The sequence below is a fragment of the Clostridium sardiniense genome (genome assembly GCF_019753795.1).
GTDB classification, from domain to species: domain Bacteria; phylum Bacillota; class Clostridia; order Clostridiales; family Clostridiaceae; genus Clostridium; species Clostridium sardiniense.
The window spans coordinates 18,263-40,128 of record NZ_JAIKTU010000005.1 but is presented as its reverse complement, the minus strand read 5'-3'; the positions used below and the strand labels follow the sequence as shown (position 1 = coordinate 40,128).

The window sequence follows — 21,866 nt, the reverse complement described above, 5'->3', positions numbered from 1 at the left end:
ATACCTATGAGGATAAAGCAATCAGAATTTATTATATCAGCAGTTAAAAAAGAACAGTATCCAACTGATGATAGAGTGGAAATAGCATTTGTTGGAAGATCAAATGTTGGTAAGAGTTCAATAATAAATGCTCTTACAAATAGAAAAAAATTAGCAAAAGTGAGTCAGACACCAGGAAAAACAAGGCTTATAAATTTCTTTTTAATCAATAATGATTTCTATCTTGTTGATTTACCAGGATACGGATATGCAAAAGTATCAAAAACTGAAAAAGCAAGCTGGGGTCAAACTATTGAAAGATACTTAAATGGAAGAGAAGAGTTAAAGAGAGTTGTTCTTCTAGTTGACTCAAGACATAAACCAACTGCAGATGATGTAATGATGCATGAATGGATAAAACACTATGGATATGATGTAACAGTAGTTGCAACAAAGAGTGATAAATTATCAAATAATAGCTTAAGAAAAAGTGAAAAGATAATAAGAGAAACATTAAAGCTTACAAAAGAAGATAAACTTTATTTCTTCTCATCATTAAATAAAAAAGGTAGCGAACAGCTAATTGACAATCTTTTTGGAGATTTAGCACAAGATACTGAATAAAATCATATTAATATAAGGTTCTAGTAAAAGTTATATAAACTTTTACTAGAACCTTATTTTCTTTTGTAGAACTTTAGACTAATTTCAAAATTTAGTGTCAAATTATTTAGGGAAGAATAGTATATAGTATAAAAACTAAATAAAATCAAATTTAAGGAGGTCAGGAAGAAGCATATGGAAATTAATGATATCCTAAATGGATTCAATGATTGTTCCGAGTGCGACGACGATTGTGATTTCGAAAGAAAAGATCATGATTTCGATGAAAGATGCGATCGCAATAATAGTTGTGATTTCGATGATTGCAACTTCAATGATGATTGTAATTTCGATGATTGCGACTTCAATGATGATTGCAATTTCAATGATGATTGCAACTTCAATGATTGTGATTTTGGATTCGATAATAACAATTGTGACTGTGGATGTGGTGGAAACTGCGGATTCGGTGGCTTCGGCGGATGTGGAAACAATTCTTGGTTTTTATTAATTATAATATTATGCTGCTGCTGCGGAAGAGGCAGAAATAGCGGCGGATACGGAGGATATGATATGGGATATAATGATTGCTGTTGTTGTTGTTGTTGCGAAAAACCTAAATTTAAGAAATGTAAACAAACAGTCTATGTACCAGAATGTATGGATGGACTAGGTGGATATGGCAATTATCCAGCTTCAGCTCCAGGATATGGCTACGGTGGCTTTGATGGCGGATGTGGCTTTGGTGGTGGAGGCATCTGGTGGTTAATAATAATTTTACTAATATTCTGCGGTGGCTTCGGAAATAACGGATGTGGCTGTGGAAATAACGGATGTGGATTTGGAAATTGTTAATTAAATTAAAAGAGAAAGATATAGGAGGAATTTAATATGTCACACAAAAAATGTTGTTGCGATAGAACTGTTGTAGTTTCACCTTATGCTCAAGCACCTGCACCTTATGGTGGATATGGTGGTGGATATGGAGGCTGCGGCTGTGATGGCGGATTTGGCGGCTGGTGGTGGATAATAATTTTATTAATCTTCTGCGGCGGATTTGGAAATAATAGATGTGGATGCGGAGATGATGGCTGTAATAATGGATGCGGCGGATTCGGCGGATTTGGAATCTGGTGGATAATAATAATAATAGTATTATTATGTGGCTGCGGCGGCAGCGGAAGATTCTAATATAAACAAATTAATCAATTGTATATAATTGGTGATTGTTGGAGGGCTTTTAGCCCTCCAAAAAAATGCGCAAAAATAATAACAAATATGCACATTATTACATACAATATAACTAGAACAGTCCTTTGGGAGGGGTTGAAATGGCAAAAAAGAGACATAAAAGTAAAAATGATTCATATGAGAATCAGCAATCTCTATTTAATAATTTAGCGAATAATCCATTTGGAATAGATCCAAATCAACTTATGAATATGCTGGGGAATATAGATCAGGATAAATTAAAGAACATAATGTCATCTATGGAAAAGGAAGGAATAGATTTGAGTTCATTTCCACCTTTAAATTCAATGAATAGTAATGGAGATAATAATGGCAATAATAATGGAAATGGAATGAATCCTATGGAAATATTAAATAATATTGCAATGAATATGAACAATGGAAATGGAATGAACAATGGCAATACCATGAATAACGGAAATGGAATGAACAATGGTAATGATATGAATAACGGAAATGGAATGAACAATGGTAATGATATGAATAATGGGATGGGACAAATGGGACCACTAGGTAATATGAATCCTATGGCTATATTAAATCAACTTACTAGAATGAATAATTTTAATGGCAATAACAATAATGGTAATAACAATAGAAATAACAATGGAAACAATAACAGAGCTAGAAATAAAAATAAGTATAATACGGGGGATCCTAATATGGATATGCTACTTGCACTAAGAAATTCTGTATCTAGTGAAAGAGTGGAATTCGTTGATAAAATAATAGGATTATATAAAAAAGGAGATTTAGATTAAAAATTTGTATAAAAATATGGGATAGGGTTAATAATATAATTGTACCGGAGAAAGTATTCTCCTACAGGCTATATTGAATTATAAATTTAATATAGCTCCCCCCCCCATCCCCCTTTTAGGCCGCAATTAGCGGCCTTTTATTTTATTTCAATATTAGATATATTGAAACTTGTGCCATTCTCTCTAGAGAAATCTAATTCAAAGAATATTTCATTTTTTTTAGATGATATTTTGTTAATTCTTTCAAATACTATATTCCATCTAATATTTTCAATTAAACCATTATTATCAACTTTATTATCATAGAAGAATGAATTCTTAAAAGAATACGTAAATTCATCTTTATTAAGTTGCCATATCTTTGACAGAATAGAGTTATCAATATATTTATAGAATATATCAGGATAGTCTGTAACCTCATAATCTAGTGTAACTAAATTAATAAATTTTAAAATTTTATCATAGTCAGTTACTATTTCTGAGTTTTTACTTATATCTACAAAATTATTATTTATAAGCATGAAATTTTTAAAAGATGATTTTGGGTTAGATTTATCAAAAAATTGTATTTGTGGTGTTCTATTCATATTTGAATCTATTAAACCTACAATTGAATCATTTGAAGAAAGTTTTAATACGAACTTATCTGATTCATATGCGAATAAGTATGCTATAGGTAGATCTTTTTTATATCCTTGAATTAATATTTCAGGTTTATTATCCCTTGATATGTTTAATATAAAAACATTCATATTATAAGAATTACTATAATCTGATAAATGCTTGTCCGAAATTAATGAGCTTAATAAAATAGTCTCTTTAAGAGTAGTTATTTGAATGTCACTATGATTATTAGATTCTAATATTTTTATATTTTCAGATATTCCATCTCCAGTTAAATCAATATTTGCATCACTATCTATAATAATAGGAGAATTTACTTGTATTACTGGCTTATCCATAATATAGATTATATACATTATAGATAAGATTATAATAATTAAAGAAATAAAAATTAATATAATAGAGTTTTTAGTAATTTTATTTTTCATGGTATAAACCTCCTCAATAAAGTATATGAAATATATATAATTTAATGATTAACTAGGCAAACTATAATAAAGGAGGTGTAAAATTTGAAAAAAAAATTAAGCTTAATGCTGATTTTACTATGTTTAAGTTCATTATTAACAGCTTGTGGTAATAAAAAAAATGAAGAGGTGGATAGCGTAAATCTGTACTATAATGCTCAAAATGTAAAATCAATAAATTGTATAACTGATTTAATAAAGAAATATGAAGAGGAGAAGGGAACTAAAATTAATATTATTCCTGTAAATGATATTGAAGAAATAGAAAAAAATATAAATGAAAAAAAGGATTCTTCCTTAGTACTATTAGATAGATATAATTTTATTGATTATAAAAATAAAAATTATTTAAGAGATTTAAGTTATTTATTTAAGGAAAAGAAAATAAAAGAAAAATTTTTCCCCATAAATAATTTATATGGAATGGATGAAGAAAAATATTATGGTATTGGAATTACTCCATATTCAATAGATCTTATATATAATGAAGAGGCCTTAAAAAGTAAGGAAATAGAAATACAAGAAAATAGTTATATAGAAATATTAACTAAGTTAAGAGAGAAGAATATAAAAATACCTACTTATATAAAGAGTCAATATAGTAAAGAAGTTCTCTTGAGTTGTTTAGTTGCTAATGATACAATATCTTATGACTTGTATAAGGTAGATAAAGCAAGTAATCTTTCAGAAAAGATTAATTATATAGAAAATGGTCAAAAGATTTTTGATATATTGCATGATTTATATAATAAGAATGTAATAAGGGAAGATATGTTTATTGAAAGTGATGAAGCTGTTATTAAGGAATTTAATGAAGGGAAAATACCAGTCCTTTTAACAACAACATTATCATCAGAAGATATAACAAATAAAAAGGGAATAGGTTTAATAGATAAGATGCCTATAGAAAATAAAAATATAAGCACCACTGTTGGGATGGATGCTACATTATGCTCGGTTATTGGTAGCTTAAAGACGGATTCTGTAGATGATTTTTTTAGATTCCTTATTGAATCAAATCCTTTTAGAGAATTAAGTAAAAAAAATTGTGTTACAGGAAATAGAGAAGCGGATAGTAATTTAAAAGGTGTACAAAGGAAGATGGGTAATGGAATCAGGGTAGCCAATGAAATAAATATGTTTTATATTAATATAATATCAAATGAGAATATTAAGAAAATAGATAAAGAATGTAAAAAAATTCTTAGTGGGCAATATGATGGGAAGGAATGGGATAGAGTATTAGGAAAATAAAAAATAAAAGCAAATCTATAATAGATTTGCTTTTAATAAAATTTTATTGACAATCCTTACAAAGACCGTAAAAATAAGTTTGATTAGATAAAATCTTATATTCTGAGTTTTTTTCTACCTCTGAATTTAAGTGATCAAAAGAAAGATTTAATAAATCATCAACTCTTCCACAATTTATACATTGTATATGTGGATGTGAGTCTATATTTCCATCATATCTAAAGTTTCCTTCACCAACGTTTAATTCTTGTATTAAACCAACTTCAACTAAAGTTTTTAATGCTTTATAAACAGTAGCTAAGCTCATTGTAGGGAAGTCAGTTTGAATAGCTTTATATATAACTTCGGCTGATGGATGCTCTTTTGTACTCATCAAATATTTATAAACAGCAAGTCTTTGAGGTGTTAATTTAAGCTTTTTTTCTTTGAAAATAGCAGTAATATTATCCATACCTATACACTCCTTAACTTGATAATAATCATATTATATCTTTTTAAATATATAAAGTCAACGATTGTTAATAAATTACTATAATTTGTAGATAATAGATATTAATTAAATTTTCTAACAATTTTAAAAAATTTTCCTTGCTATATAAAGAAAACAATGTTAAAATATAAACAAAGTTGTTAATTGATTAACAAATTCCGTGTTCATTTCATTTTATATAGAACAGTTAAATCTGTTCTATCTTTTTTTTATTTTTTAAATTATTTAATAAGAAGTTAATTTATTGTTTAAAGGTAATAATTAGTTGAAAGTAATATTTTAAAGTGCTAAGATATTACTGAAAAGAGAATTAAAAGGAGGAAGTGTTATGGCTAAATATAAAGTTGGAGATGAATTATTAATAGTAAATGATCCTACAGAAGAAAAAGAGAAATTAAAAGAGTTAACTAAGTTAAATATCGATAATGATTTTGCACAAATATCATGGGGTATTAAAATATTAAATGTAGAATATGATAAACCGAATGTTACTCTTACATATAGAAATATAAATGGTGAGACTAATAAGGTATTTGCTATATGCAAAAATATAGAGAATTTTGATCAACAAAAAGTTCTTGAAAAAGCCTTATTAAAAGCATTCCAAAATGAAATAATTGATATTTCAGTGGGAAAAAATACTGGATGCTTAAGATAAGAAAATAATAGCCACACGAGAAATCGTGTGGCTATTATTTTATTTACAAAATTTTAAAAAAATGTAAGAAAAGACTTTATTTTTCTTTGATGATATTATATAATGAAGTGGTATAAAATGTGGATTCGTTTACAAGGTGGGGAGAAGTATGAGAAAGTGTCCGTTTTGGTCATCAGAAGAGGAAAATATAGGTTGTAATACTGAATGTCCTATGAATCAAGATCTGGGTAAGGAAGAGGAATGCATATTCAAAGAATATCTAGATGGAACGAATTTAAAATTTAGTGATTTAATAGATGCTAATGAGTTCCAAGGTGAGGATGAATTTATTTAAGATATTGAAACGTAATTAAAAGTAATAAAGCAACATTGACATTAAAATATCAATGTTGCTTTATTTTATAACTTAAAATACTAAAAATTTTCATTATAATATTCAATTATTTATCTATGAATAATAATTTGTTGTTGAATGTAATAAAGTTTGTTTTAGTGACCAAAGCTTATCAGATAAATCAACATAGTAGTTATGGGGATTTTCAAATCTTAAAACTTCAGGCCAAAGTTTTTCACTTTCTAAAATAGCATATTCTCTAATATCCATAACTGATGGGGAATCATATACTAAAGTTCCCTTATCAAATATTTTAACCATTAAATCTTTTAAATAATAATTCTTAATTATTTTCTTTTTCCAAGTATGTATTGGATGGAAAATTGTTAATGGACGATTTTCGTCTATAACTTCATCATGAAGCATTATTAAATCTGCTATTGCTTTGTGAGTAGTTTTGTCAAAAATTCTTACTGTCTTTTTAAATCCAGGATTAGTGATTTTCTCATTGTTTTCACTTATCTTTATTTTAGGAATTATCTTTCCTTCCTTTTCAACAGCAACTAATTTATAAACGCCTCCAAAAACTGGTTCTGATTTTGCAGTTATAAGTCTTTCACCCACACCAAATGAATCTATGCAAGCACCTTGATTTAGTACATCTCTAATAATGTGTTCATCAAGGGAGTTAGAAACTACTATTTTACAATCACTATACCCTGCTTCATCTAAAAGTTTTCTGCATTGCTTAGTTAAATATGTTATATCACCTGAATCTATTCTTATACCTGTTGGTCTTTTACCTTGTGGTTTTAGTACTTCATCAAATACTTTTATAGCATTAGGTAAACCAGATTTTAAAACATTATATGTGTCAATTAAAAGTAGACAATTATCAGGATAAACCTCTGCCCATGTTTTAAAGGCTTCATATTCTGTATCAAATAATTGAATCCAACTATGAGCCATAGTTCCAATTGCAGGAATATCGAAACGTTGATCTGCAATTGTACATGCAGTTGCATGGCAACCTCCAATCATAGCAGCTCTTGCTCCATAGATTGCACCATCATATCCTTGAGCACGTCTTGATCCAAATTCCATAACAGTTCTTCCATCAGCAGCTCTACAAATTCTATTTGCTTTTGTAGCTATAAGAGTTTGATGATTTACAGTTAATAGAATCATTGTTTCAATAAATTGAGCTTGAACAACAGGTCCTCTAACAGTAACTAGAGGTTGATTTGGGAATACTGGATTTCCTTCAGGTACTGCCCAAACATCACAGGTAAATTTGAAACTCTTAAGGTATTCTAAAAAGCCTTCAGAAAATATATTCTTAGATTTTAGGTAAGCTATGTCATCATCTGTAAATTTTAATGAGCTTAAGTATTGTACTATTTGTTCTACTCCAGCCATAATACAATATCCGCCGCCATCTGGTACTCTTCTGAAATACATATCAAAATAAGCAATTTTATCTTGGATATCCTTTTCAAAATAACCATTTCCCATAGTTAATTCATAGAAATCAACTAACATAGTTAGATTTCTATCATCTTTAACGTTAAAAGTTGTTATATTGTCCATAAGTCAACTCCTCTAAAAAAATACTTAAAACTATTGTACAACTTAAATAGAATTATTACAATATAGTTATTCCCTATAAGATGTGGCAATAATCAAGAAAGAAGGAGGGAATTTTATTGCAATTAGATTCATTTCAAAAAGAAGCAGTTAATGCAAAAGAAAGAAATATATTAGTTGTTGCAGCTCCTGGTTCTGGAAAAACTACAGTTATAATAAATAGAATAAATCATCTTGTAAATGACCTTAAAGTGTATAATAAAAATATAATTGTTATAACTTTTACAAAAGCGGCAGCACTTAATATGAAAGATAGATATATAAAAGCTTTTAAAACAAATTATTCACCATTCTTTGGTACATTCCATGGCCTATTTTATAAAATGTTACTTAGAGAAGGGCATGAAATAAATATAATAGAATCTTATAAGGCACATAGATTAGTTGAAGCAGTTTTGAAAAAATATTTTGATGATATAAATGAAGATAAAATAAAAGAAGTAATAAATAACATATCATTATTTAAAAATTCAAGAATAAGTTTAGAAGACTTTAAACCGTCTATAACTAAAGAGATATTTGAAGATTGTTTAAATATCTATAATCAATATAAAGAAGATAATAATCTTTGGGATTTTGATGACTTAGCTTTAAAAGTATTAGAAATATTAAAAGAAAATAAAGGACTTAGAAAGGGATATAGAGGTTTATTTAGATATATATTAGTAGATGAGTTTCAAGATTGTGATGAGCTTCAAATCGAATTTTTAAAGATGATGAATGAAGATGAAGAGAATTCACTTTTTGCAGTTGGAGATGAAGACCAGTGCATATACTCATTTAGAGGTTCTAAGCCTGAATATATGGTTATATTTAATGATATATTTAAGGGTGGTAAGAAATACTTTCTTTCAAAAAATTATAGAAGTTCAAATAATATAATAGATGGAGCTAAAAATGTTATAGAATATAACAAAGAAAGAAATAAGAAAGAAATAATAGCGAATAAAGAAGAGAGTGGTATTATAAAGGTTTCTACTCCTTATGATGAGAAGATACAAGGAGAGGGGATTGTAGATGATATAAAGTCACTTATAAAAAATGAAGGATATTCTTATAGAGATAATATAATTCTTTATAGAACTAATATGGAAGCTATGACTTTTATAGATGTATTTACTAGAAAGAGAATACCATTTACATTATTAGATAAAGAATATAATTTTTTTGAGCATTTTATATGTAAAGATATTTTAACCTATTTAAAGTTATCAATAGATCCTTATGATAGAGGAGCATTTATAAAAATTATAAATAAGCCATTTAGATATGTAAGCAAAAATAATTTAGAATATGTAAGGGGCTTTAGAGAACATAAAACTCCTTTTGATATATTAATGGAAAAAAAAGATATTCCGCCATTTCAAATAAAGAAATTAGATGACCTTAAAAAAGATATACATTATTTATCTAAATTATCATTAAGCAGTGCAATACAATTTATAGTAAGTGATTTAGGGTATTTAGATCATTTAAAAGCTTACTGTGAGAAATTCAATCAAAGTATCGATGATTTAGAAGAAATACTTGAAGAGTTTAAAATATCAGCAAGCGGGTTTAAGACAATACCTGAATTTTTCTCTCACATAGATACTGTAAAAGAAGAAATTGAAAACTCTAGAAATAAAACAGATGAAGATAGAGTTCTTTTAAGTACTATACATAGAGTTAAGGGAATGGAATTTAAAAATGTATTCCTTGTAAACTGTAATGAGGATACAATTCCACATGTATCTGCTGGGGAAGAAAATATAGAAGAGGAAAGAAGATTATTCTATGTTGGTATAACACGAGCTATAGATAATTTATATATATCATCACCAAAAACAAAAGGGGGTAAATTTAAAGAGACATCTAGATTTATAAAAGAAACGGAATTTAAAAGTGAAGAAGAAATTTCACATGAATTTAAAAGAGGAACCACTGTTTATCATAATGGAAGAAGAGAACCAGGAATTATAGATGAGTGCTCAGGTGATAGAGTAAAGATATTATTTCAAGATGGAATAAGCAGAACTTTTTCTATAAAAGTTCTTTTAGAACGAAACTTAATAATGATCATAGAATGATAAGTGAATATTTAAAATAAATTTCATCTAAATTACTAAGAAGATGGTATACTTAATATGTTGAATTTTAAAATAAGATGTAAATAAGAGAAATGTATAGATAAGTTATGAAGATATAGGAGGAATATGAATGATTAATTTTAGAGATGAAGCAAATAAAATAAAAGAAGATTTAATAGCCATTAGAAGAGATATACACATGCACCCAGAAGTAGGATTTGAAGAAGTTAGAACTTCTACATTAATAAAGGACTTCTTAAAAAATGAAGGTATAGAATATAGAGAAGTTGCTGGAACTGGAGTATGTGGACTTATAAAAGGAACAAAAGAGGGAGCAGTTAAGACTGTAGCATTAAGAGGGGATATGGATGCGCTACCAATACAAGATAAGAAGGTATGTGAATATAGCTCAAAGGTTCCGGGAAAAATGCATGCTTGTGGACATGATGCACATACTACAATACTTTTAGGAGTAGCTAAATTATTAAATGAAAATAAACACTTATTCAGTGGAAATGTTAAATTATTATTTGAACCAGCAGAAGAAACAACTGGTGGTGCAAGTGTAATGATAGAGGAAGGTGTACTTGAAAACCCAAGAGTAGATAAGGTATTTGGTCTTCACGTTACTGAAGATTTAGAATGTGGAAAAATTAAAATAAAAAAGGGCGTTGTAAATGCGGCTTCAAATCCTTATAAAATTAAGGTAATAGGAAGTGGTGGTCATGGAGCATCACCTAACACTACAGTAGATCCAATTGTAATAGGGGCTAATATAGTATCAACATTACAAACTATAGTAAGTAGAGAAATCTCTCCTGTTAATCCATCAGTTATAACAGTTGGGAGTTTTCATGCAGGAACAGCTCAAAATATAATTCCAGGAGAAGCAGAAATTACAGGGATTATAAGAACTATGACCCCAGAGGATAGAAAGTTCGTTTGTGAAAGACTTTGTGAGGTATCAGAAGGCATTGCTAAGACAGGAAGAGGAAGCGCAGAAGTAATAATTGAAGAGAGCTATCCATGCCTTATAAATAATGATGAGTGTGTGGATATAGTTAAAGATGCAGCTATAAAGATTCTTGGAAGTGAAAATGTAGTAGAACAAAAGGCTCCAAGTATGGGAGTTGAAAGCTTTGCATACTTTGCAATGGAAAGAGATGCAGCTTTTTATTTTTTAGGAACTGCAAACCAAAGTAAAGGAACTTTCAGATCTGCACATAGCAGTTTATTTGATATAGACGAGGATGCTATACCTTTAGGTGTTGCAATTCAATGTGAAGCAGCATTTAATTATTTGACAATAGAGTAAATAAATATTAATCTATAACAATGTAGAAAAAGATTCACGAAAGAGTTTTATTAATTAGGAGTGATTATATAGTGAGAATAGAAATAGGTGCTAATGAAGCGGGACAAAGATTAGATAAATTCTTAAGAAAATTGCTTAAAGATGTTCCATTAAGTGCAATTTTTAAGGCCTTAAGAAAAGGTGATATAAGAGTAAATGGAAAGAAACAAAAGGAAAAATATACATTAGAAGTAAATGATGTAGTTGAAGTTAGATATATACAAAGTCAAAAGATGACAGAAAAGAAGGAGAACTTTGTAAAGGTTGATCCAAGTGGATTAAAAGTAGCCTACGAAGATAACAATATGGTTGTTGTTGAAAAGTGGCCAGGAGTGTTAGTACATCCTGACAGCAATAAGAAGATACCTACACTTACTGATTATGTTTTATCATATTTAAATGAAAAGGGTGATTATCTTCCAGAGAAGGAAGTAACATTTACTCCAGCTCCATGTAATAGACTTGATAGAAATACGTCAGGTATAGTTGTCTTTGGTAAGAATTTTGAAGGTTTAAGAGAACTTAATGAAATAATTAGAGAAGGTAGAATTAAAAAATACTACAACGCTCTAATTAAAGGAAGAATAAAGGATGGTCTTTATACAGGGTACATATTAAAGAACGAAGAAGCTAATATATCAAGAATATACGATAAAAAAGTAAAAGATTCAAAAGAAATTTCTATGGAAGTTAAAACTATTCAAAGTGATGGAGCTTTCTCATTTATAGAAATTGATTTAATAACAGGAAGAAGCCATCAAATTAGAGCACACCTTGCACATATAGGAAATCCTATAATAGGTGATAGTAAATATGGGGATAAAAAGTTAAATTCATATTTCTTAAATAAGTATGGATTAGATTATCAATTTTTATATGCATATAAGCTAAACTTTAAAAATGTAGATGGAAAGCTTGATTACTTGAAGAATAAAGTTATAACAGTAGCATTGCCACCTATATTCAAAAAAATTAAGCATGATACATTTAAAATCAGATTATAGATAGGGGATTAAAAATGAGGGAAGAATCATCATCTACTAAAGGGTTTATGATACTATCTCTTGCTGGAATATTTGCAAAAGTCCTATCAGCTTTTTATGTTCCGTTATTAAATAGAATTATTGGTGTAGAAGGCGTAGGGATGTATTCGAGAAGTTATGACATTTTCATGTTTGTTTATGCAATAACAAGCATGGGATGCCAACCAGCAGTAGCGAAGGTTGTAGCTGAACTCAGGGCATTAGGGAATGAGAGAGATGCGGTTAAGGCTTTAAAAATTTCAAGAAAAGTTTATGGATTAATTGGTGGAGCGCTTACAATAATATTATTACTTTTAGCTTATCCAATTGCTAAGGTAGGCGAAATAGAAAACTCTACTTTTGCAATAATGTTTTTAGCACCAAGTATTTTTCTAACTGCTATATTATCAGCGTATAGAGGTTATTTCCAAGGGAAAAATGAAATGACTGGAATAGCAGTATCACAAGTGCTAGAACAATTGCTAAACGTATTTACAAGTTTATTATTTGCATTTCTTCTTTATCATATAACTATACAAATGGGAGCTGCTGGAGGAACTGTTGGTACTTCTCTTGGAGCTATAGTTGCCATATTTTATCTTGTGTATATATATGATAAGAAAAAATTTGAAGAAGTAGCATATAATTCGCCAAAGACAGGAAAGAGAATTACTTCAAAAACTATACTAAGAAAATTAATTAGATATGGATTTCCAATAACGCTAAGTGCAGGTATACAAAATTTTGGTGGTATGGTTGATATGATGAATGTCAGTCGTAGGTTAATACATGCTGGATTCACGCAAACACAATCAGACTCACTTTATGGACTTTTATATAACTATAAAGTTTTAATAGGAGTTCCACTTATTATAGTTACTGCACTTACTACAATAGTACTACCAGCAGTTTCAAGAGCATCGGCTTTAAAGGATAGAAAATCAATAAGAAGAAGTGCAAACTTTGCATTTAGAGTTACATTTGCAATAACTGTTCCAGCAGCTATAGGACTTGCAGTTTTAAATACTGATATATATACATTACTTTATCAAAGTGATAAAGGGGCCTATATTATGGAGTATGGATCATTTATATTGGTATTTACAGCAATTGCTCAGGTGCAGAGTGTAATACTTCAAGGAATAAGTCAGTTCTATCCAATGATTATGTCATTTGCAATAGGTATTGTAATTAAGATAATTGCAAACTATATCTTAGTTGGAATTCCATCAATAAATATATTAGGTGTTTTAGTTGGTAACTTCTTAAGTTTCTTTGTACCGGTAATTATAAATCATAGGATACTTACAAGAAGTATCAGATACAAAGTGCCACTTATAAGGAATTGTGTTAAACCAATAATTGCATCAGTATGTATGGCTATTGTTATACTTATTTTAAAACAACCTATATTAATTATAGGTGGATTTATTGGAACTTCAAAAATTGTTATGTATTTATACACAGTAATTTATACAATATTATTAGTTGGAATAGGTGGATTAGTATATCTATATATAATGGTTTCTTTGGGTGGAATAAGAAAATTAGATATAGAAGCACTATCACCAAGAATATATACAATGCTTCCAAGATTTATAAGAAAGAAATTAATGTAGAAAGTGTAGGGGATTCCCTACACTTTTTTATGTTTCTCCAAATTTTGAATAATAAATAAAAATAAGAAATGTTATTAATACAACTAATAGTATTTCAGCTGTACCAAGTGGGAATAAGAACTTCTTTATAAATATGTTTAAAACTAAGAAGGTTAATATAGATAATAATATAAAAATTATCACATTAATCAAAGAGATATCCACATTAATCTCCTTCTTCACTTCATATAAGTTAATAAGTAAACATATTGAAGATGTTATAAATAAAGTTAGACTATATCCGTAAATATTTATACTTGGAATAGATGTAAATATAAATAAGCATATTAAATCAATAAATGCTATTATAAGAGAATTTCTAACGATAATACCTTGCTTATTTAATCCATTTAAGATTCCAAACATAGTTGAAGAGGTAAAGAATATAGGTGCTGATAATGATGCCATAAATATATAACCACCAAGATCATCTCTACCATAAAATAAATTACCTAGTTCATATGGAATCAAGGAGCAAATTACTGTTGTTGATAGTCCAAGTAAAAAAGCTATTTTCATAACTTTCCGTATTCGTATAGATGCAAAGTAATTATCACCTCTACTTAAAGATTGGGATAAGTCAGGTATAAGAAGAGAGTTTATAGACCCAACAACTATAAGAGGTATACCAATTAACGTAATTGCCATACCTGTATATTTACCTATTAGTGATAATGCCTCAGAATAGGTAAATCCTGCGGCTATAAGCCTTCTTGGCACAATTAAAGTTGATAAAGTAGAAAAAATATTATTAAGAAAACCATTAATACATAATGGAAGTGATATAACTAAAACATTGAAAAGTAGTTGAGCTCTACCATCTGCTGGAGCACTTGATCTAGGTAATTTAGAAACACATCTTCTGTAATAAAAGAACAATAATATTAAGCTTTGAAGTTCTCCAATTGCTAAAGAGACATATGCTAAAGTTACAAGTGTAGTTAAGTTTTCTGTACTAAAAGCATATACTAAAAGCGTAATAGTTATTATTCTCATACCTTTCTCAAATATATCCACAAGAGCTGGTACTTTAATTTTAGATACACCTAAAAAATATCCCTTTAAAATATTACTAAGTGAAATAAATACCATTGCTGGACAAGTAACCTTAATTGCGTTTATAGTTCTAACATCATTTACTCCATATTTTCCAATCAAAGGTGCAAGGGAAAATACAAAAACTCCTATTAAAAGAGCCCATATAATATTGAAAAGAGCAACTGTATTTATTGTTTTAGTAAGATTATTTGTTTCCCTGCGCTCATAATAAACTGCTGATACCTTAGATAGAGCAGCTACAACTCCAGCTGTCATAAGACAAATGAAGAGATTATAAATAGGCATGATAAGATTATAAAGACCAATGCCCTCTGCTCCTAAAATCTTCGATAAGTATATGGAGAATGCAAACCCTAATAAACCTGTAGTTATATTAGAAGCTGTTAGTATGAAAGAATTTCTAAAAAAATTATCATTAGCCAAAATAAATGTTCACCCCTTTAAACTACAGTAAAGCATATTCAAGAAAAGTATAAATTATACAATCTATTTAATAAAAACTATAAATTAAAATAATAGGAATATTACTAAGCATTAGTAAAATATAAATCAAGTATAAGGTTAGTAGATGGAGGAATATATGAAGAGATTCTTTAAATTTTTTATTTGCTCAATTTTTATAGTTGGTATATCCCTTGGTATATATGCTTATTCAAATAGATATGGACTTAACATTATTAAAGAAGGTATAGATAGTAATTTATTGATTAAGGGGTGTGAGGGTGCTACAGCTCTAGTAATTGGAGAAAGTTCAGATGTTTATATATCTTTAAAAAATGAAATTGTAAAAATTAATAAAAAAAATAAAATAGATAAAGTATATAAAGACTCTGATTTAAACATACAAGATATGGTATATAAAGATGGAAATATATATCTATTATCTAATGAAAATTTTATACTTATAGATTCTAATGGTGAAAGTGAAATTTTAAAAAGTGGATTACCATATGGAGAGAATATGTATAGGAACTTATTAGTTAAAAATAATTCAATTTTAATTTCTATAGGATCTAGGACAAATGCAGGAGTTGCAAAAGAAGGAGAAGAAAAGGACATATCTCCTATAAATTTAGAGCTAAATGGAGTTAATTACGGAAAAGAAAATACAGGAGCTTTTAAAGATTATGGAGTAAAGAGTAGTAGCGGAGAAAAGATATCAGGGGAAGAGATAGGAACTGCATCTATAATTGAATTTGACATAAATACTGGCAAGTATAGTCTATTTGCATCGGGAATAAAGAGTATAAAAGGATATGATATAAATAGTAGAGGTGAAATTTTAGCTACAGTTGGTGGTATAGAAGAAAGTGGAGAGCGGGGAGCAATTAGAGATACAGATTATATATATAAGATAACTGAAGGCCTTTGGTATGGATGGCCAGATTTTAGCGGAGGGGATCCTATTACATCTCCAAGATTTACAAATGATAAAATAATAGAACCTTTAATAAAAAATCCACCAGAAAAAATAGGACAAACACCTAGCTACCAGCATAGCTCAGTTAATTCATTAGGAAAATTAGCTGTAGATAAAGAAGGTAAATTATTAGACAAAGATTCTATAATTTTTTATGATTATAAGGAAAAAAGTATTTATTCATTAGATGATAAAAAGATTTTATCTAAAATATTGGAACTTGAAGAGGATAGCAAAATAGAGGATATAGTATTTAGGGAGAATGACTGTATTCTTTTGGATAGCGGTAAAGGCTGCGTATATAGATTAATAAAGAATGAAAATATAATAGGGGGAAGTATACCTTATGGAGTTGCTATATTTTCTTTAACAATAATGATAGTAGCTCTTGTTATAATAATTAGTAAAATTAAAAGAAAAAAGTAATTTAAATAAAAAATTAATGAGTGATTAGTTAGGTTACAATACTAATCACTTTTTTCTTTATGCTTATGTAAATAAATGGTAATATATAAATATAATATATTTAGGGGGAGGATAACCTTGAGAAAAACATTAGTTTTAAATTTTGAAGATATTAAGATTGAAGGAAACATATTAGATGTCGCCTGTGAAAGCTTAGGAATTATTAATAGTATTTCGGAAGAAGCTAAAAGTGAGATTGCAGTAGATTATGTTGAAAAAGAAGAGGAAAGTATGTTACAGAATAGTAAATATGATGCATGCACTTTTTTCTTTAATTTAAACTCCTTATGGAATATAAATAAAAGAGAGAAACTAATTAATGAAATATCAGATTATTTAGAGAAAGATGGAAGTATATATATATGGGATATAAATAAAAATATAGGAGAGTTAGTAGATAGTAAACTTAAGGTACTATTACCAAAAGGAGATATAAGAGAGTACAGAATAAAAAACAATAATCTATTTTCGTCTTCAAGTTTTGAAGAAACAAAAAAAATCCTTGAAAAAACTTTCAAAATAGAAGAAACTAAAGTTTGGGAAGATATTTATTTCATTAGAGGAATAAAAATATAACTTTAGAGAGGAAGACGTATATGAAAATATTACTTACAGCTATAAACTCAAAATTTATTCATAGTAATCTAGCTGTTAGATACTTAAAAGCATTTACAAAGGATATGCCTTGTGAGTGCAAAATAAGAGAATTTTCAATTAATGATAGAGAAGAGAGGATCTTAGAAGAAATAATCAAAGAAGAGCCTGATGTAGTAGCACTCTCAACTTATATCTGGAATGTAGAGATGATACAAAGACTTTCAGAATTAATAAAGAGAGTAGACAAAAATATTGAAATACTTTATGGAGGTCCTGAGGTATCATATGATAGTATGGTTTTCTTAAGAGAAAGTGTTGGAGACTATATAATAGAAGGTGAAGGCGAAAAAACCTTCAGGGAATTTATAGAGTACAAATTAGGTAAAAGAGAAATAAATACAATTAGAGGCTTAGTATATAAGGAAAGTGGAGAGGTTAAATTTAATGGTAGTAGACCTCTTATGTCTATGGATGAATTAGTATTTCCTTATGAAGAAGATGAAGACTTAGATAATAAAATTGTATATTATGAAGCTTCAAGAGGATGTCCATTTAATTGTAAATATTGTTTATCATCAACTGTTCATGGAGTTAGATTCCATAAAACTGAAAGAGTGCTTAAGGAGCTTAAATATTTTATTGATAAAAAAGTTAAATTAGTCAAATTCGTAGATAGAACATTTAACTGTAATCATAAATTCTCTATGGAAATATGGAAATTCTTAATAGAGAGTGATACAGAGACACAATTCCATTTTGAGATTTCAGCAGATATTCTAAAAAAAGAAGAGATAGAACTTTTAAGAAATACCCCAGAAGGAAGATTCCAATTTGAGGTTGGAGTGCAAACAACAAATGATGAAGTGCTTTCTAATATAAATAGATTTGTTAACTTTAGTGATATAAAAGAAAAAGTAGTAGAGTTATTATCTATAAGAAATATAAAACAGCACCTTGATCTAATTGCAGGACTTCCAGGAGAGGATTATGATTCTTTCAAGAAGTCCTTTAATGACGTCCACTCAATTAAGCCAGAAGAAATTCAATTAGGATTTTTAAAGTTACTTAAAGGTTCATCTATGAGAGAAGAAAGTAAGAACTATGATATGAAATATTCACCATATCCTCCATATGAAATATTAAGTACAGATAAAATAAGTTATTTTGAATTAATAGATTTAAAGAAAGTTGAACATATGGTAGATAAATATTATAATAGCCAAAAGTTCAATAATATACTAAACTATTTTTACCCTAAGTTTACAGAACCTTTTAAGTTTTTTCATGAATTAGCTGTGTTTTATGATAAAAAAGGATACTTTGATAGGAGTATAGGAAATAATGAATATTATAAATTATTTTTAGATTTTAATGAAGAAATATTAAAGGAAGATAATGGTCTACTTAAAGAGGTAATAAGATATGAGTATTTATTACATAATAAGAGAAGGGGAATTCCAGATTATATAAAGGCTGATCTTTCAAAAGAGGAAGAAAAAGAAATAAAGGATTCCTTGAGAGATGAGTATTCCTTTAGAGAGTATAGTGTAGAGAAATTTAGTGTTGATATACTTAAGTTTATAGAAAGTGGAGGCGTAGTATACGAAAATAAATACGCACTATTAAATAATAGTAAAAACTTTATATTTTTAGACAAATAAGTAAATAAAAAGTCGTGAAAAAGTATACATGTTTAATAGCAATTTATATTATTCACACTTGATTAATATTTTAATGTATAAAAGTGAAGAAATTTATTGAAATTATCCTTAAAAAGTGTATAATTAGAATTATAAATTAAAAAGTAATTAATACTATATTAAGTATTAATTCATATATTATTACACATTTAAGCGAAAAGGTGGTGAGATTTTGGCATTAGAAGCAATAAAAGAAATCAAAAAAGCAGAAGCTGAAGCAGAAGAAATGGTTAAAGCTGCAAATGCAGAGGCAAAGGATATCGTTCAAAAGGCTACCATAGAGGCTAGTGAGAACTATAATAAAGTTATAGGAGGAGCTAAAGACAAGTGCAATAGTATAATGAATGATGCTGTTGAAGCTGGTAATAAAGAAGCTGAACCTATTTTATTAAAGGGAAAGCAAGATGCCCAAGATATCTATGACATGAAAGAAGATAAGAGAAATAATGCTGTAAAATTAGTGATTGAGAGGATTGTGAAGATTCATGGCAATAGTTAAGATGAATAAATTCACTTTGCTTGCCTTTGAATCAAAGAAAGATGCTCTTTTAGAAAAGTTGCAAGGATTTTCTGAAGTAGAATTCATAAATCTTCAAAACGAAGACTACCTTGAAGATAACAAAGAATTAAAAGAGTTATTTAAAGATAATATTGATTCAGAGTTTGCAAAATGTGAAGAAGAATTATCAAAAGCTAGATTTGCCCTAGACTTTTTAAGGACTTACGTACCTCAAAAATCAGGATTAAAAGCAATGCGTGAAGGTAAAAGAACTTTAACTTTAAATGAATTAAAAGAATCAGTTAATAAAAGTAACTGGCAAGATTTATATGAAAAGCTTAAAGAGAAGGAAGTTCATCTTGCAAATCTAGAAAATGAAAAGACTAAGCTAGAAGGGGTTATAGAATCTCTAAAACCTTTAGAAGGATTAGACGTATCTTTTGAGGAGTTAAAGAGTATTAAGACACCTTATTTCTTAGGAAGTGTTTCTAAACAATATGAGAATGAACTAATGTCTAGTTTATCTGATTATTATGTAGAAACAATATCAGTAAATAGTGATGATATTTTCTTATTAGTTTTAGCTTATAAGGATAATAAGGATCAAGTTGAGGATATTTTAAGAGGTTTTGGATTTAGTGGATTTAAAACTGAACAAAAAGATACTCCAATAAGAATCATCCATGAAAGCATGGACAGAATTGAGAAAATAGAATCAGAAAAATTCTTCATCAAAGAAGAATTATCAATACTTGAAGAAGAGGCTAAAACTTTAGAGTTAGCGTTTGAATATTATTCAAATGTTTATCAAAGAAAGACTGTTAAAACTCATTTCTTAAAAACAGATAAAGTAAGCTTAATTCAAGGATGGATAGCGATATCAGATAACGAGGACTTTAAGAAAATCGTTAAGGATACGCTAGGAGAAGATTACTATCTTGGATTTGAAGATGTAAAGAGCGAAGAGATAGATGATGTTCCTATAAGATTACAAAACAATGATTTAAACAAGTCATTTGAAAACATAACTGAAATGTATAGTATGCCAAAATACGATGAAATTGACCCAACACCACTTCTAACACCATTCTTCTTAATATTCTTTGGAATGATGGTTGCAGATGTTGGTTATGGATTACTAGTACTTATTGGTTCAATAGTTGCATTAAAGGTACTTAAGTTAGATAAAGGACAAAGACAATTTGCTAAGTTCTTCTTCTATTTAAGCTTCCCAACAATTTTATTTGGATTTATATATGGGGCTTTCTTTGGAGATTTACTTCCATTACCAGCTCTTATAGATACAAATAAAGATGTAACAACAATTCTTATTATGTCAGTTGCATTTGGGGTAATCCAAATCTTCTTTGGACTAGGAATAAAAGCTTATGTACTTATAAGAAATGGTAGACCATTTGATGCTTTCTGTGATGTAGGATCATGGGTTATTACATTAGTTTCAATAGGTGTATTTGGATTTGGATCATTTGCTGGAAATGGTATTGTAAAAACAATAGGTATGTGGTGTATGATTATTGGTATGGTACTAATAGTTGTTACACAAGGAAGACATATGAAATCAGTTGGTGGTAAACTAGGAGAAGGATTATATTCTTTATATGGAATAACAGGATATATCGGAGACCTAGTTTCTTATACAAGACTTATGGCTTTAGGACTTGCAGGAGGATCAATAGCTGGTGCACTTAACCTTATTATAGGTATGTTCCCAGGTGTAGCGTTCTTCATATTTGGACCAGTAATATTTATCCTAGGACAATTATTTAATTTAGGATTATCATTATTAGGTGCATATGTTCACACATGTAGATTAGAATATGTTGAGTACTTCTCAAAATTCTATGAAGGTGGCGGAAAGCCATTTAAGCCATTTAAAACATTAGACAAATATATTGATATTAAAAAAGAAATTTAATTTTACAGTAAATAGGAGG

The 21,866-nt window shown here is 28.5% G+C and carries 20 protein-coding genes; 16 read left to right on the top strand and 4 right to left on the bottom strand.

What is annotated here, in order from left to right:
* Window positions 1-6 precede the first annotated feature (6 nt).
* The 4 genes from yihA (at window position 7) to K5V21_RS06920 (ending at window position 2,594) form a co-directional block, all read left to right on the top strand.
* Window positions 7-603: a ribosome biogenesis GTP-binding protein YihA/YsxC gene (yihA, locus tag K5V21_RS06935; protein WP_204594674.1), complete on the top strand. Its 597-nt coding sequence runs from the start codon at window positions 7-9 to the stop codon at window positions 601-603.
* A 174-nt stretch (window positions 604-777) separates the two neighbouring features.
* Window positions 778-1,437, top strand: a complete 660-nt coding sequence (locus K5V21_RS06930; RefSeq protein WP_221860273.1) for a hypothetical protein — start codon at window positions 778-780, stop codon at window positions 1,435-1,437.
* Window positions 1,438-1,473: 36 nt separating this feature from the next.
* On the top strand, window positions 1,474-1,773 hold the full coding sequence (locus K5V21_RS06925; RefSeq protein WP_245000672.1) for a hypothetical protein: 300 nt from the start codon (window positions 1,474-1,476) through the stop codon (window positions 1,771-1,773).
* A 140-nt stretch (window positions 1,774-1,913) separates the two neighbouring features.
* Window positions 1,914-2,594, top strand: coding sequence for a hypothetical protein (locus K5V21_RS06920; RefSeq protein WP_221860271.1), 681 nt, complete (start codon window positions 1,914-1,916; stop codon window positions 2,592-2,594).
* 137 nt (window positions 2,595-2,731) lie between these two features.
* Here the strand turns inward: K5V21_RS06920 and K5V21_RS06915 are convergent, their stop codons facing one another.
* Window positions 2,732-3,646: a hypothetical protein gene (locus K5V21_RS06915; RefSeq protein ID WP_221860269.1), complete on the bottom strand. Its 915-nt coding sequence runs from the start codon at window positions 3,644-3,646 to the stop codon at window positions 2,732-2,734.
* A gap of 84 nt (window positions 3,647-3,730) precedes the next feature.
* On the opposite strand from K5V21_RS06915, the gene K5V21_RS06910 reads away from it, so the two are divergent.
* Window positions 3,731-4,939, top strand: a complete 1,209-nt coding sequence (locus K5V21_RS06910; RefSeq protein ID WP_221860267.1) for an extracellular solute-binding protein — start codon at window positions 3,731-3,733, stop codon at window positions 4,937-4,939.
* Window positions 4,940-4,982: 43 nt separating this feature from the next.
* Here K5V21_RS06910 and K5V21_RS06905 read toward each other — a convergent pair whose 3' ends face one another.
* Entirely contained in the window at window positions 4,983-5,390 is a 408-nt protein-coding gene (locus K5V21_RS06905) for a transcriptional regulator PerR (protein WP_204594668.1), read from the bottom strand.
* A 367-nt stretch (window positions 5,391-5,757) separates the two neighbouring features.
* Here K5V21_RS06905 and K5V21_RS06900 point away from each other — a divergent pair, with 367 nt between their 5' ends.
* Both K5V21_RS06900 and K5V21_RS06895 read left to right on the top strand, forming a co-directional pair.
* The gene (locus tag K5V21_RS06900) at window positions 5,758-6,087 is read left to right on the top strand and encodes a hypothetical protein (RefSeq protein ID WP_204594666.1); all 330 of its coding nucleotides are present in this window, start codon (window positions 5,758-5,760) and stop codon (window positions 6,085-6,087) included.
* Window positions 6,088-6,235: 148 nt separating this feature from the next.
* Window positions 6,236-6,421, top strand: a complete 186-nt coding sequence (locus K5V21_RS06895) for a hypothetical protein (protein ID WP_204594664.1) — start codon at window positions 6,236-6,238, stop codon at window positions 6,419-6,421.
* 114 nt (window positions 6,422-6,535) lie between these two features.
* On the opposite strand, the gene K5V21_RS06890 is transcribed toward K5V21_RS06895, so the two are convergent.
* Window positions 6,536-8,011, bottom strand: a complete 1,476-nt coding sequence (locus tag K5V21_RS06890) for a nicotinate phosphoribosyltransferase (protein ID WP_221860265.1) — start codon at window positions 8,009-8,011, stop codon at window positions 6,536-6,538.
* A gap of 110 nt (window positions 8,012-8,121) precedes the next feature.
* On the opposite strand from K5V21_RS06890, the gene K5V21_RS06885 reads away from it, so the two are divergent.
* The 4 genes from K5V21_RS06885 to K5V21_RS06870 all read left to right on the top strand — a co-directional run bounded on the left by K5V21_RS06885 (window position 8,122) and on the right by K5V21_RS06870 (window position 14,132).
* A complete protein-coding gene (locus K5V21_RS06885) occupies window positions 8,122-10,137 on the top strand; it encodes an ATP-dependent helicase (RefSeq protein WP_221860717.1) in 2,016 nt (671 codons plus the stop codon).
* A 130-nt stretch (window positions 10,138-10,267) separates the two neighbouring features.
* Window positions 10,268-11,452, top strand: a complete 1,185-nt coding sequence (locus tag K5V21_RS06880) for a M20 metallopeptidase family protein (RefSeq protein WP_221860263.1) — start codon at window positions 10,268-10,270, stop codon at window positions 11,450-11,452.
* A 71-nt stretch (window positions 11,453-11,523) separates the two neighbouring features.
* Window positions 11,524-12,495 carry an RluA family pseudouridine synthase gene (locus K5V21_RS06875; RefSeq protein ID WP_221860261.1) on the top strand — a complete coding sequence of 324 codons (972 nt, stop codon included), beginning with the start codon at window positions 11,524-11,526 and terminating at the stop codon, window positions 12,493-12,495.
* A gap of 14 nt (window positions 12,496-12,509) precedes the next feature.
* A complete protein-coding gene (locus K5V21_RS06870) occupies window positions 12,510-14,132 on the top strand; it encodes a putative polysaccharide biosynthesis protein (protein ID WP_221860259.1) in 1,623 nt (540 codons plus the stop codon).
* A gap of 27 nt (window positions 14,133-14,159) precedes the next feature.
* Here the strand turns inward: K5V21_RS06870 and spoVB are convergent, their stop codons facing one another.
* Window positions 14,160-15,653 carry a stage V sporulation protein B gene (gene spoVB / locus K5V21_RS06865; RefSeq protein WP_221860257.1) on the bottom strand — a complete coding sequence of 498 codons (1,494 nt, stop codon included), beginning with the start codon at window positions 15,651-15,653 and terminating at the stop codon, window positions 14,160-14,162.
* Between the two features lie 157 nt (window positions 15,654-15,810).
* Between spoVB and K5V21_RS06860 the strand changes: the two genes are divergently transcribed.
* The 5 genes from K5V21_RS06860 (at window position 15,811) to K5V21_RS06840 (ending at window position 21,847) form a co-directional block, all read left to right on the top strand.
* Entirely contained in the window at window positions 15,811-17,076 is a 1,266-nt protein-coding gene (locus K5V21_RS06860) for a hypothetical protein (RefSeq protein ID WP_221860255.1), read from the top strand.
* A 117-nt stretch (window positions 17,077-17,193) separates the two neighbouring features.
* Entirely contained in the window at window positions 17,194-17,691 is a 498-nt protein-coding gene (locus tag K5V21_RS06855; RefSeq protein ID WP_221860253.1) for a hypothetical protein, read from the top strand.
* A 20-nt stretch (window positions 17,692-17,711) separates the two neighbouring features.
* On the top strand, window positions 17,712-19,373 hold the full coding sequence (locus K5V21_RS06850; RefSeq protein WP_221860251.1) for a B12-binding domain-containing radical SAM protein: 1,662 nt from the start codon (window positions 17,712-17,714) through the stop codon (window positions 19,371-19,373).
* Window positions 19,374-19,584: 211 nt separating this feature from the next.
* Window positions 19,585-19,911, top strand: coding sequence for an ATPase (locus K5V21_RS06845; RefSeq protein WP_221860250.1), 327 nt, complete (start codon window positions 19,585-19,587; stop codon window positions 19,909-19,911).
* Complete coding sequence (locus K5V21_RS06840) at window positions 19,898-21,847, top strand: V-type ATP synthase subunit I (protein ID WP_221860247.1); 1,950 nt, start codon at window positions 19,898-19,900, stop codon at window positions 21,845-21,847. The genes K5V21_RS06845 and K5V21_RS06840 overlap by 14 nt, the downstream gene beginning before the upstream one ends.
* Window positions 21,848-21,866 lie beyond the last annotated feature (19 nt).

Coding starts and splice junctions, on each gene's coding strand:
- yihA (WP_204594674.1), top strand. CDS start 7: ATGAGGATAAAGCAATCAGAATTTATTATATCAGCAGTTAAAAAAGAA.
- K5V21_RS06930 (WP_221860273.1), top strand. CDS start 778: ATGGAAATTAATGATATCCTAAATGGATTCAATGATTGTTCCGAGTGC.
- K5V21_RS06925 (WP_245000672.1), top strand. CDS start 1,474: ATGTCACACAAAAAATGTTGTTGCGATAGAACTGTTGTAGTTTCACCT.
- K5V21_RS06920 (WP_221860271.1), top strand. CDS start 1,914: ATGGCAAAAAAGAGACATAAAAGTAAAAATGATTCATATGAGAATCAG.
- K5V21_RS06915 (WP_221860269.1), bottom strand. CDS start 3,646: ATGAAAAATAAAATTACTAAAAACTCTATTATATTAATTTTTATTTCT.
- K5V21_RS06905 (WP_204594668.1), bottom strand. CDS start 5,390: ATGGATAATATTACTGCTATTTTCAAAGAAAAAAAGCTTAAATTAACA.
- K5V21_RS06900 (WP_204594666.1), top strand. CDS start 5,758: ATGGCTAAATATAAAGTTGGAGATGAATTATTAATAGTAAATGATCCT.
- K5V21_RS06895 (WP_204594664.1), top strand. CDS start 6,236: ATGAGAAAGTGTCCGTTTTGGTCATCAGAAGAGGAAAATATAGGTTGT.
- K5V21_RS06890 (WP_221860265.1), bottom strand. CDS start 8,011: ATGGACAATATAACAACTTTTAACGTTAAAGATGATAGAAATCTAACT.
- K5V21_RS06880 (WP_221860263.1), top strand. CDS start 10,268: ATGATTAATTTTAGAGATGAAGCAAATAAAATAAAAGAAGATTTAATA.
- K5V21_RS06870 (WP_221860259.1), top strand. CDS start 12,510: ATGAGGGAAGAATCATCATCTACTAAAGGGTTTATGATACTATCTCTT.
- K5V21_RS06860 (WP_221860255.1), top strand. CDS start 15,811: ATGAAGAGATTCTTTAAATTTTTTATTTGCTCAATTTTTATAGTTGGT.
- K5V21_RS06850 (WP_221860251.1), top strand. CDS start 17,712: ATGAAAATATTACTTACAGCTATAAACTCAAAATTTATTCATAGTAAT.
- K5V21_RS06840 (WP_221860247.1), top strand. CDS start 19,898: ATGGCAATAGTTAAGATGAATAAATTCACTTTGCTTGCCTTTGAATCA.